The organism is Amycolatopsis sp. lyj-84, assembly GCF_046549075.1.
Taxonomy (GTDB): Bacteria; Actinomycetota; Actinomycetes; order Mycobacteriales; family Pseudonocardiaceae; genus Amycolatopsis.
Map to the genome: position 1 here is coordinate 163,321 of NZ_JAJPWO010000017.1, position 11,565 is coordinate 174,885.

Annotated in this window: 10 protein-coding genes; 6 read left to right on the top strand and 4 right to left on the bottom strand. The window is 70.3% G+C overall.

Going from position 1 to position 11,565, the window contains the following annotated elements; genetic code table 11:
• The first annotated feature begins 54 nt into the window (after positions 1-54).
• Positions 55-363 carry an antibiotic biosynthesis monooxygenase family protein gene (locus tag ACLJRM_RS37865; RefSeq protein ID WP_005165349.1) on the top strand — a complete coding sequence of 103 codons (309 nt, stop codon included), beginning with the start codon at positions 55-57 and terminating at the stop codon, positions 361-363.
• Positions 356-1,168 carry an SIR2 family NAD-dependent protein deacylase gene (locus tag ACLJRM_RS37870; protein WP_410665803.1) on the top strand — a complete coding sequence of 271 codons (813 nt, stop codon included), beginning with the start codon at positions 356-358 and terminating at the stop codon, positions 1,166-1,168. The genes ACLJRM_RS37865 and ACLJRM_RS37870 overlap by 8 nt, the downstream gene beginning before the upstream one ends.
• Here the strand turns inward: ACLJRM_RS37870 and ACLJRM_RS37875 are convergent.
• Together ACLJRM_RS37875 and ACLJRM_RS37880 are read right to left on the bottom strand one after the other, a co-directional pair.
• Positions 1,161-1,997, bottom strand: coding sequence for a hypothetical protein (locus tag ACLJRM_RS37875; RefSeq protein ID WP_410665804.1), 837 nt, complete (start codon positions 1,995-1,997; stop codon positions 1,161-1,163). The genes ACLJRM_RS37870 and ACLJRM_RS37875 overlap by 8 nt on opposite strands.
• A 25-nt stretch (positions 1,998-2,022) precedes the next feature.
• Positions 2,023-3,003: an endonuclease/exonuclease/phosphatase family protein gene (locus ACLJRM_RS37880; RefSeq protein ID WP_410665805.1), complete on the bottom strand. Its 981-nt coding sequence runs from the start codon at positions 3,001-3,003 to the stop codon at positions 2,023-2,025.
• Positions 3,004-3,184: 181 nt separating this feature from the next.
• Between ACLJRM_RS37880 and ACLJRM_RS37885 the strand changes: the two genes are divergently transcribed.
• The gene (locus ACLJRM_RS37885; RefSeq protein WP_101611054.1) at positions 3,185-4,162 is read left to right on the top strand and encodes an ATP-binding cassette domain-containing protein; all 978 of its coding nucleotides are present in this window, start codon (positions 3,185-3,187) and stop codon (positions 4,160-4,162) included.
• Positions 4,159-4,959: an ABC transporter permease gene (locus ACLJRM_RS37890; protein WP_101611055.1), complete on the top strand. Its 801-nt coding sequence runs from the start codon at positions 4,159-4,161 to the stop codon at positions 4,957-4,959. Before ACLJRM_RS37885 ends, ACLJRM_RS37890 begins: the two co-directional genes overlap by 4 nt.
• Before the next feature lie 58 nt (positions 4,960-5,017).
• Here ACLJRM_RS37890 and ACLJRM_RS37895 read toward each other — a convergent pair whose 3' ends face one another.
• Positions 5,018-8,203, bottom strand: coding sequence for a BTAD domain-containing putative transcriptional regulator (locus ACLJRM_RS37895; RefSeq protein WP_410665806.1), 3,186 nt, complete (start codon positions 8,201-8,203; stop codon positions 5,018-5,020).
• Between the two features lie 151 nt (positions 8,204-8,354).
• On the opposite strand from ACLJRM_RS37895, the gene ACLJRM_RS37900 reads away from it, so the two are divergent.
• Together ACLJRM_RS37900 and pcp are read left to right on the top strand one after the other, a co-directional pair.
• Entirely contained in the window at positions 8,355-9,770 is a 1,416-nt protein-coding gene (locus ACLJRM_RS37900; protein ID WP_410665807.1) for a M1 family metallopeptidase, read from the top strand.
• Positions 9,771-9,912: 142 nt separating this feature from the next.
• Positions 9,913-10,548 carry a pyroglutamyl-peptidase I gene (pcp, locus tag ACLJRM_RS37905; RefSeq protein WP_101611058.1) on the top strand — a complete coding sequence of 212 codons (636 nt, stop codon included), beginning with the start codon at positions 9,913-9,915 and terminating at the stop codon, positions 10,546-10,548.
• 1 nt (position 10,549) lies between these two features.
• Here the strand turns inward: pcp and ACLJRM_RS37910 are convergent, their stop codons facing one another.
• A complete protein-coding gene (locus ACLJRM_RS37910) occupies positions 10,550-11,554 on the bottom strand; it encodes a pyridoxamine 5'-phosphate oxidase family protein (protein WP_410665808.1) in 1,005 nt (334 codons plus the stop codon).
• Positions 11,555-11,565: the final 11 nt, after the last annotated feature.

Genomic DNA, 11,565 nt, shown 5'->3' on the forward strand with positions numbered 1-11,565 from the left:
AGGTCCCACGCATCACATCGCGGCGCAAAAGAGTTTCACCGTAGGGTGGACGGCATGGCTGTCGTGAAGATCAACGCGATCGAGGTCCCCGAGGGCGCAGGCCCCGAGCTGGAGAAGCGGTTCGCCGCACGGCTGCACGCCGTCGACAACCAGCCCGGCTTCCTCGGCTTCGAACTGCTCCGCCCGGTCTCCGGCGAAAGCCGCTACTTCGTCTACACGAAGTGGGAGTCCGAAGAGGCGTACCAGGCGTGGGCGTCCGGCCCGGCACGTGAGGCGCACGCGGGCGAGCGCGCGAAGCCGGTCTCCAGCGGGGCGAACCTGCTGGAATTCGAGGTCGTCCAGGCTTCGAAGCCGGGTGAGTGAGCTCGAACGAGCCGCGGAACTGATCGACGGCGCCGGCGCGCTGCTCGTCTGCGCCGGCGCCGGCATGGGCGTCGACTCCGGCCTGCCCGATTTCCGGGGCGACGAGGGTTTCTGGAAGGCGTATCCGCCGTACGAGCGGCTGGGGATCAGCTTCGTCGAACTCGCCGACCCGCGGCATTTCGCCGAAGATCCCGAGCTGGCCTGGGGTTTCTACGGGCACCGGCTCGCGCTGTACCGCGCCACCGTCCCGCACGAGGGATTCCGGCTGCTGGCGTCCTGGGGCTCGCGCAAACCCGGCGGCGTGCGCGCGTTCACGTCCAATGTGGACGGTCAGTTCCAGAAGGCCGGCTTTCCGCACGTGGCCGAGGCGCACGGGTCGATCCATCACCTGCAGTGCCTTTCCCGGTGCACCAACGAGATCTGGCCGTCGGACGACGTCGAGGTCCCGGTCGACGAGGATACGATGCGCGCCCCGGCCCCGCTGCCGTCGTGCCCGCGCTGCGGTGGCCTCGCGCGCCCCAACATCCTGATGTTCGGCGACTACGACTGGCTCGGGCAGCGCAGCCAGGCCCAGCTCGACGAGCTGACCGCGTGGCGCCGCGCGCATCGCGATCTCGTGGTGGTGGAACTCGGCGCCGGGCAGGCCGTGCCGACCGTGCGGCGCTACTCGGAGCTGGCCAGCGCCGCGACCGGCGCCCTGGTCCGGATCAACCCGCGCGAACCTCAGATCCGGCACGGCCGCGGCGTCTCACTCGCGAGCAAGGGCCTCGAGACCCTCAAGGCGCTGGACGCCCTGCTCAGCTAGGCCGGATCCACAGATCCCGGTTGCTCGCCAGCAGCACCCGCCCGTCTTCGAGGGTCACCGCGGTGGTGATCCCCTCGGCCGGGCAGCCCAGCTCACCTCGCTGCCAGCCGCCGCCGGACGCCCACACCACCGCACAGGACCGGTTCGACGTCTGGGACCGGTTCCACTCGGTCCGGTCCCCGAAGAGCACCGCCTTGCCCGCCTTGTCGGCCGTCCCGCCGAGGATCCGGCCCTCGCCGAGCGAAACGGGCTCCCAGGCGCCGGGTCCACCGGTCATGACCAGTGCTCCGGCCGAGGAACCCCCGGCCAGCAGCCATTTCCCGTCCACCCGGAGCACGGTGGAGAGCCAGGGGTCGCCCGAGCGCACCGGGACCGGCGACACCGTCCAGGTCGCGCCCGCGTCACCGGAGGCCCACACCCGCACGTCCGCGCCGAGGGCACCGGCGACGAGAACCTGATCGCCGTCGGCCGCGATCGCCCTCGGCGCCCAGTACCCCGGCCTGTCCTGCGGCAACACGACCTCACGCGCGCCACGCCCCTCGTCCGCGGACACCCAGGCGACCGGAACCGCCCGTTCCTCGCCGGTGTACTCCCGGTACCCGACACCGATGACGTTCCGGCCCGCCTTGGCCAGCGCCACCGGTGTCCGGTCGGTACCCGGCCGGAACAGCCGTTCGATCTCGACGGCGGGGTCCTGACGGGCGAGGGACGGTCCCTCGCCGGGCCGGGCGGCGAAGCCCAGCGCGCCGGCCGGATCACCCGGCGGCAGCTGTCCCGGCACACAGGCCGCGACCGGCAGCAGCGCGAGAAGTCCCCAGAGCTTCCTCATGAGCGGGGAGCTTTCCAGCGGGAGGTCACTTTCCGGGCAGCACGACCTCGGCGTACACGGCATCGTGATCGCTGCCGGGCGTCTCCAGCACCTTGAAGTCCGCGATGGCCGCCCGTTTGTCCGCCAGCACGTGGTCGATCGGCACCGGCGGCACCGCCCCGTTCGTCCAGGTCCCCTGCAGCGCCTTCCCCAGCTGATCGGCCGCGTCCACGTATCCCCTGGTCAGCAGCTCACGGAAGACCGAGTGGTCGAGGCTGGCGTTGAAGTCGCCCGCCAGGATCCGGATGTCGTGCTCCGCGTCGGCGTACGGCAGGTCCTTGGCCTCGTCGACCCACGCGTGCCTGTCCCACATCGGCGCCGCCGGATGGACCGCGACGACCTCGATCCGGACACCGTCGCCGAGGTCCACGCCCGCGCTCGGTTGTTTGTAGGTCGAGTCGCCGCTCAGCGTCAGCGGCGTCAGCGGGTACTTCGACACCAGCCCGGAGCCGGACGCCCACTCCGCCGGATGCAGCACGTGGAACGGCAGGAGCCGGAACAACCCGGCCCGGTCGAGCCCGGTGATCGCCTCGGGCGTCAGCTCGGTCAGGCTCAGGACGTCGACCTGGTGTTCCTTCACGTAGCCGACGATCCTGGCCGGATCCGCCTGTCCGCCGAGCATGTTCGACGCGAGCACGCGGACGTGCTTCCCGCCGAGCGCCTTCTGCTCGTTCGCGAACGCGCGGGGCAGCACCAGCGCGGCGATCGTGAAGGTCAGGACCAGGGCGACGGCCGCGACCCACCAGCGGCGGAGTCCCAGCGCGAGAACGGCGAGCACCAGCGTCGCGATCCCGGCGTACGGCGTCAGCGCGAGCGCCGCGATCGTGTACGTGTTGCCGTCGTAGCCCACCAGCCGCATCGCCGTCAGCACCGCGAACGGCACGACCGCCCCGATGAGCAGCCCGCTGACCAGCTTCCCCCGGGCACTCCCGCGGGTCCGGGGAACCGCCCGTTCTTCGATCACCATGACATCGAGTATGCCGATCGACGCCCGATGTGGCGGCGGTCTCCACAACACCTCCACAACCTCCTCACGCCGCGGCTACCAGCGCTTATCAGGTTTTGCCAGCCGCTGTCAGCCCGCTGTGCGCGGCCTGCCAGGCGGAGCGGGCACCTTTGTCCGCGGGGCGAGATCCACAGGAGGAAACATGACGCACGCGATCAGGGCCGAGGGCCTGGTCAAGCACTATGGGGAGACGAAGGCACTCGACGGGGTCGATCTGGAGGTCCCGGCGGGCAAGGTGGTCGGGGTGCTGGGGCCGAACGGCGCGGGGAAGACGACCGCCGTCCGGATCCTGGCCACCTTGATCCGGCCGGACCGCGGCCACGCGAGCGTCTTCGGTCACGACGTCGTCAAGAACCCGATGGCGGTCCGCAGCATGATCGGGCTGACCGGGCAGTACGCGTCGGTCGACGAGGATCTCTCCGGCACGGAGAACCTCGTGCTGATCGGCAGGCTGCTGGAGTTCTCCAGGGCGGACGCGAAGAAGCGCGCGGCCGATCTGCTGGAGCGGTTCGAGCTGACCGACGCCGCCGGACGCGCGATCAAGACCTACTCGGGCGGGATGCGACGGCGGCTCGACCTCGCCGCGAGCCTGGTCGGCCGTCCGAAGGTGCTCTACCTGGACGAGCCGACCACCGGACTCGACCCGCACGCCCGCAACGAGGTCTGGGCCGTGGTCCGGACGCTGGTCGCGGACGGGACGACGGTGCTGCTCACCACGCAGTACCTGGAGGAGGCCGACCAGCTGGCCGACACGATCACCGTGTTCGACCGCGGGCTGGTCGTGGCGAACGGGCGGGCCGACGAGCTCAAGCGCCGGACCGGCGGCCAGACGCTGCAAGTCCGGCCGACCGCGCTCGCGGATCTCGACGCCGTCGAGCGCATCCTGGCCGCGCTCACCGGGGTCAAGCCGAACCGGGACAACGACACCGGGCTGCTCACCGCGCCCGTCGCCGACCCCGTCCTGCTGTCCACCTTGGTCCGCAAACTGGACGAAGCCGGGATCACCGCGGACGAACTGGCGCTGCGGCTGCCCAGCCTCGACGAGGTGTTCCTCGCGCTCACCGGCAAGCGGCCCGAAGAGTCCACAAAGGACACGACTCCGGAAGGGAGCCTGGTATGACGACCATCGCAGTGCCCGCGGCACCACGGCACGTTTCCCTCTCCAGCAGCGTCCAGCACGGGCTTTCCCTTGCCTGGCGCGGCATCCTGAAGATCCGCAAGAACCCGGAACAGCTGGCCGACGTCACCATCGCGCCGATCATCTTCCTGGTCATGTTCGTCTACCTGTTCGGTGGCGCGATCATGGGCAGCACCGAGGGCTACCTCCAGATGATCGTGCCCGGCATCATGGTGTTCAACATCCTGCAGGCCAGCATGACCGTCGGCGTCCAGCTCAACACCGACGTCACGAAGGGCGTGTTCGACCGGTTCCGGGCGATGCCGATCGCCCGGTCCGCGCCACTGATCGGCGCCGTGCTGGCCGACGTCGTGCGGTACCTGGTGTGCATCACCGTGCTGATGATCGTCGCGACGATCATGGGCTACCGGATCCAGACCGGTCCGGCGGAGTTCGCGCTGGCCGTCGTGCTGGCGATCGCGTTCGCGCTGGCGTTCTGCTGGGCGTCGGTGTTCGTCGGGATGCTGGTGAAGAGCCCCGGCGCGGTGCAGGGCCTGATGTTCGTGGTGCTCATGCCGCTGACCTTCGGCAGCAACGTCTTCGTCCCGACCGGCACCATGCCCGGCTGGCTGAAGGCGTGGGCCGACATCAGCCCGGTGACGCAGATGTCCGACGTCCTCCGCGGCCTGATGAACGGCGGGGCGATCGCCGGGCCGCTGACCGGCTCGCTGATCTGGATGGCGGCCGCGATCGCGGTCTTCTTCCCGCTCGCCACTTGGGCTTACCGCAAGCGCGTCTGACGGGGGTCAGGGGGAACGCGCGTGAAGGACTCCTTCTCCCGCCGGGAGGAGGAGTTCTTCATGTGCCCACTTCCTGGATGATCCAGGAGATCAGTTCGGCTCGGGACAGGCCCGCGTCCTGGACGAGCAGCGCTTCGTAGCGCTCCTCGCCGAAGTGCTCGCGGAGGTCGTCGACCAGCCTCCGGATGTCGGGCTCACCGAGGTCCATCCTGCCGCGGAGGAGCTTTCCCGCGCCGAGTAGCCGGACAGCGGTCTCGGGCTGCCCCTGCCGGAACCGGATCAGGCCCGCGACCTCGACGATCCGCCCCAGGTCGGGCATGTCGCCGCGCTCCGCGGTGGACCTGACGACGATCGCTGCACCGCGTTCGGCCTCGTCCAGGTCTCCGGCGGCCAGCGCCACGCCTGTCTCGATGAGCCCGCCGAACTCTTCGCCGAACATGCCCGGCAGCGGCACCTTGGCCATCAGCTCGCGGAACCGGGCGGCGATCTCGCGCGCCTCTTCGATCCGGCCGAGGCGGCCGTACAGATCGGCCTTCCCCACCAGCACCATCACCGCGAGCTGATCGTTGCCCGTGTCGACCGCGTAGCGCTCCGCCTCGCGTATCTCGTGCAGCGCCGTTTCGAGGTCGCCTGCCCTCGCGTACTCCGTCGCGAGCCGCCAGCGCTGCTGGATCACGTCGTCCTGCGAACCCAGTTCGAGCGCGAGGGCGAGCCCTTGCCGGTACAGCGAAAGCGCGGCCTCGTGGTCGCCCGACATCGAGATGTCGCTCGCCTTCATGCCCACCGCCATCGCGGTGCCCCAGCGGTCGCCCACCGCCAGGAATCCTTCGTAAGCCTTGTCCCTGGCCCTGTCCGCGCCTTCGGTGTCACCGTCGTCGGTGAGGATGAAACTCTGCGCCCACGACCCCGCCGACCTGGCCCACGGGTCCGGGCTCGACAGCGCCCTCTCCACCTCGCGGTGGGCGAGTTCCTTGCTCTGACTGAAGAAGGCCAGCATGGGCAGGCCGATGGCCAGCCCGGCGAACCGGTTGTGCGCGTTCGTCCGCACGCATTCGTCGATGAGCGCGTGCGTGGCTTCGGGGTCGCCGACCCCGGGGACCATCGCGGTGATTTCGCGCATCGCCCGGAACGCGGCCGCGAAGTCCTCTTCCAGGCGGTCGCCGAAAGCGAGCACCTCGGAGACGAAGGACTCGACCCTGGCGCTGTCCCCCTTGATCAGCCAGTACCAGAAGACGCCGCCGAACAGGTGCATCGCCATGTCCGCGTCGCCGACGTCGATGGCCTGACGGAGCGCCGTCACGATGTTGCCGTGCTCGGCGTCGTACCGCGAGATGGCGACGAGCTGGTCGCGCGTCCGCAGCAACGGCTCCAGCCGCTCGGCGAGTTCGGCGTAGTAGCGGTGATACGCCTTCGTCAGCAGTTCTCGTTCTTCGGCCTCGTCGAGACGTTCCGCCGCGTACGCCCGGATCGTCTCCAGCATGCGGTAGCGCGGCTCGCCGTGATCGCCCGCGATCGCGTCCACAATGGACTTCTCGACCAGCGAACCGAGGACGTACAGGACGTCTTCGACGGGCAAGCCTTCCCCGGCACAGACACTTTCGATCGCTTCGACCTCGGCACCGGCCCCGAACACCGAGAGCCGCCTGGCGAGAACGTGTTCGGCGTCGTCGAGCAGATCCCAGCTCCACTCGACGACGGCGCGCAGCGTCCGCTGCCTGGGCAAGGCCGTCCGGCTGCCCGAGGTCAGCAGGCGGAACCGGTCGTCGAGGCGTTGCGAGATCTGCGCGACGGTCATCGAACGCAGCCGTGCGGCGGCCAGTTCCAGGGCCAGCGGCATCCCGTCCAGCCGACGGCAGATCTGCGCGACTTCGTCCACGGTGGACTCGTCCAGGACGAAGTCCGGGCGCACGGCCAGCGCACGGTCGACGAACAGCCGGATCGCGCCAGCCTCGGCGGCCTCCGGAACGGTCGGCCTCCCGTCCGGGACGGACAACGGGCCGAGCGGGCACAGCGTCTCGCCGTCGATGGCCAGCGCCTCGCGGCTCGTCGCGAGGATCCGCAGGGTGGGCACGCGGCGCAGCAGGGTGTTCGTCAGCTCCGCGGCCGTGTCGACCAGATGCTCGCAGTTGTCCAGCACCAGCACCGATTCGCCGGCGCCGAGCGTTTCCACGACGCGGGCCAGCGCGTCCACCGGGCGGCGCATCGGGTCTGCTCCGTGCGAGAGACCGAGGTCCCACAGCTCCAGCGCCGCGAAGACCGCGCCGGGCAGATCACCCGGATCGCGGACACCGGCGAGCGGCACGAACCAGACGCGCCCCCGCGCGTGCGCCGGATGCCGCGTCGCGACCTCGGTGGCCAGCCGCGTCTTCCCGGCACCGCCGGGACCGACCAGTGTCACCAGCCGCGCGCCGGACAGGAGCTCGGCGACCAGCTTCAACTCGTCGTCGCGACCGACGAAGCTGGTGAGCCGGACCGGGAGCCGGTCGGCGGCCGCGGGCGGCGGGCCGAGTTCGCCGCGCAACGCGGCGAGGTGGAGCTCCCGGAGTTCGGCCGAGGGGTCGACCCCCAGCTGATCGGCCAGGGCCGCCCGGACCTCCTCGTAGACGGCGAGGGCGTCGGACTGCCGGTCCGCGGCGCACAACGCCCGGATCCACAGCCCGGCGAGCCGTTCGCGCAGCGGATTCCGCGCGGCCGCCTCCTTGAGGTCCGCGAGGACCTCGTCGTGCCCGCCGAGCCGGATCTCCGCCTCGAAGCGATCTTCGGCGGCCTCAAGCCGTTGATCCTCCAGCCGGGTCGCCGGTGCCTGCGCGAAAGGTGCCTCGAGCACATCGGACAGCGCTTGACCACGCCAGAGGCCGAGCGCTTCGGCGAGGACGGCTGCCGCACCGGCGTCCCGGCCCGCCGCCAGCTCGGCACGGCCCTGGGCGGCCAGCCGTTCGAAGCGGAACACGTCGACGTCCTCGCGGGCGACGTCCAGCCGGTAACCGCCAGGGCCCGAGTCGAGACCGACGTCGTCGGCACGCAGGACCTTGCGCAGGCGCGAGACCAGGGATTGCAGCGCGTTCGCCGCGTCGGCGGGCGGTTCCGCGCCCCAGAGACCGTCGATGAGGGCTGTCGCCGGGACACCGCGGCCGGGGTCCAGCGCGAGCCTGGCCAAGAGCATGCGGAGGCGGACACCGCCGATGTCGACCGGGGTGCCGTCAGCGGCCTCCGCTCCGACCGGGCCCAGCAGCGTCACACGCACGGACCCCAGCTTTCCAGAACCCGCAAACGCTTGGCTCTACTAGGCGACGGAAGTGGGGATTATCCGGGCACCGGGGAGCTTTCCGGGCGGACGGCCGAGGTCGCGGCGTTACGTTCTTGGCCAAGCGACAGCCGATCGACTGGGAGCGTGAATGAGGTACCGGAGTGCGGCCGTCATCGCCGCCGTTCTGGCCGCGAGTGTCCTCGGCGGTGGGACCGCCGTCGCCGGCATCGGGAAACCCGGTGCCGACGGGGCGGGCGACAGCTACTACCCGCAGGACGGCAACGGCGGCTACGAGGTCGGCGACTACAACCTGAAAATCGGCTACGAGCCCGCCACCAAGCAGCTCACCGGCCTGCAGACGATCACCGGCCGGGCGACACAGGCGCTGAGCTCGTTCAACCTCGACCTGCGCGGACTGACCGTCGACTCGGTCAAGGTCAACGGGCGGAAGGCGGCGTTCACACGGACCGGTGACCACGAACTGGTGATCACCCCGGCCCGTTCGCTGCGGAACCACGAGCGGTTCACCACCGAGGTCGCCTACCACGGCGTCCCGCAGGCGATCGAAGATCCGCTGCTGGGCGAGAACGGCTGGCAGTACGCGAAATCCGGCGGCGCGTTCGTCGCGGGCGAGCCGAAGTCCGCGACGACCTGGTATCCGGTCAACGACACCCCGCGGGACAAGGCGACCTTCCACCTGGCGGTCACCGTGCCGTCGGAATGGAGCGTCATCGCGGTCGGCCAGGAGCGCGGGCAGGTCGAGAACGGCGGGAAGACCACCTACACCTGGGCCGAAGAGACCCCGGCCGTGCCGTACATGACGACGGTCGCGATCGACAAATGGGAGTTCGAGCGGACGAAGCTGTCCGACGGCACCCCGGTCGTCAACGCCTACGCCCCCGGCACGCCCGCCTCGACCAAGCAGGCCGAAGCGCGACTGCCGGAGATCATCGACTTCCTGGCGTCGAAGTTCGGGCGGTACCCGGTGGACGCGGCGGGCGGCATCTTCCTCGCCGAGCCGATCGGGTTCTCGCTGGAGACGCTGAGCAGGCCGATCTACTCGGGCGCGGCGGGCAACGTCCCGACGATCGTGCACGAGAACGCCCACCAGTGGTGGGGCGACTCGGTCGCCGTCGACAAGTGGAAGGACGTCTGCCTCAACGAATGCTTCGCCTCCTACGCGGAGTGGCTGTGGTCCGAGGCGAAGTCGGGCCAGGACCTCAAGGCGCGCTACCTGACCGCCGTGCAGAGGGCGACGGACCGGTTCTGGGCGGGAAAGCTGTACGACATGGGCCCCGGCAACGAGTTCACGTACGTGTACTCGAAGGGCCCGGTGGCACTGCACGCGCTGAAGAACTACATCGGCGCGGCGCCCTTCGACCGCATCCTGCGGACGTGGCCGGCCCTGCACCGCGACGGCAACGCGAGCCTGCCGGAGTTCCAGAAGTTCGCCGAGCGCATCGCGCACCGGAACCTCCAGGGCTTCTTCGACGCGTGGTTCTACGGCAACACCAAACCGGCGCCCGAGTTCCTGTACCCGGGGGACCTCAAGCCGGCCGCCTGACCTCGCCCCTCGTGAGTGGCTAGGCAACATCGGATCGCAGGTCCGTGAAGGCCTCCTTCCCTACTCTCAAGGTAGGGAAGGAGGCCTTCACGTACTTCCGGACCGCATGGGTCGCCTCGCGTCACACGTTAGGGTGAGTGGCATGACGTCAGTGCTCCTCACCGGTTTCGAACCGTTCGGCGGTGAGCGGGTGAACCCGTCGTGGCAGGCGGTTTCCCTGCTCACCGGCCGGCGGCGTGACGCGGTGGCCGTCGAACTGCCGTGCGTGTTCTCGCGGTCGCTGGTCACCTTGCGCGACGCGATCGACGAGTACCGGCCGGAACTGGTGATCTGTGTCGGCCAAGCGGGCGGCCGCCCCGGCGTGACCCCGGAGCGGGTCGCGATCAACCTGATCGACGCCCGCATCCCGGACAACGCGGGCTCGCAGCCCGTCGACGTCCCGGTGATCCCCGGCGGCCCCAACGCGTACTTCACGACCCTGCCGGTGAAGGCGTGTGTCGCGGGGATCAAGGACGCGGGACTTCCGGCGTCGGTCTCGTATTCGGCCGGGACCTACGTGTGCAACCAGGTCTTCTACGGGCTGATGCACTTGCTGGACAACGACTTCCCCGGCGTGCGAGGCGGTTTCGTGCACGTTCCCTACACGCCGGAGCAGGCCGCGCGGACGACGGCGCCGAGCCTGGCCGTGCACCGGGCGGCGGAAGCGCTGGGGATCATCGTGGACACCGCGCTTTCGGTGACCGAGGATCTTTCGACACCGGCGGGCACGCTGCACTGAGTCAGTACAGGTTCTGCCGGTAGTCCACGGAGATCGCGGCGCGCATCATCCGCTCGCCCGCCGCCTTCCGCAGGAGTTTCGCGGCGATGCCCGCGGTCTCGTTGAGCTTGACGTGGTCGGTCCAGATCGCGGCGGGTTTGGGCAGTTCTTCCGGGTCGACGTGCGACTCGGCGTCCCAGAGACGCGCATCGCGGATCGCCGCGCTGTGCGTGAGCCGCGTGTGTTCCACCTCGACCAGCAACACCGCCTTGGGAGTGCGGCCGCGTTCGGCCATCGGCTCGCGAAGATCGGCGTCGGCGCTGATGCTCGCGGTGCCGGTGAGTTCGAGGACGCGGTCGTCGCCGGGGGCGAGGGCCACGATCGCCACGTGCGGTCGTTCGAGCACGTTGTGGAACGTGTCGGTGCGCCGGTTTCCGGGCCGGTCGGCGATCGCGACGGTCTTCGGCCCGACCTGCCGGATGACGCCGGGAGGATCGCCCTTGGGACTGGCGTCGGCCTGGCCGTCGCCGTCCCGTGAGGTGATCACCGCGAGCGGCGCGGTGCCCAGGAAGGCGGCCGCCGCGGGGCCGAGTCCGGGACCGTCCTCGGTGTCGGTGATCTCGGACGCCGTCGCCGGGCCCCAGACGCCGGAGCGGATCACGGCCTTGCCGCAGTGCAGGAAAGCCTCCTCGACGACGAGGGCGCCGTCGTCCACCGTTCCGTTGATCCGCAACGTCTCGCGCCAGCCGGGAAGCAGGACGAGCAACGCGGCGCCGGTGCCCGACACGGCGTCCGGCGGAATCGGCAGCCGCAAGCGCCGGGGGCCTTCCGGGACCGCGAACCCGGGAGCGCCACCCACCACCGCGGCCCTCGGCCCGGCCCCGGTGTAGCCGAGGACGGCCACGGGAGCACGGCCGAGCAGCGCGACGCAGTGAGGGTCGAGCCTGTCGATGGATTTCATCATCACCGGCAGCTGCCTGCTCCCCACGACCCGCTCCAGTTCGGCCAGGTCACAGATGGCTTCCATGGGGTCAGGCT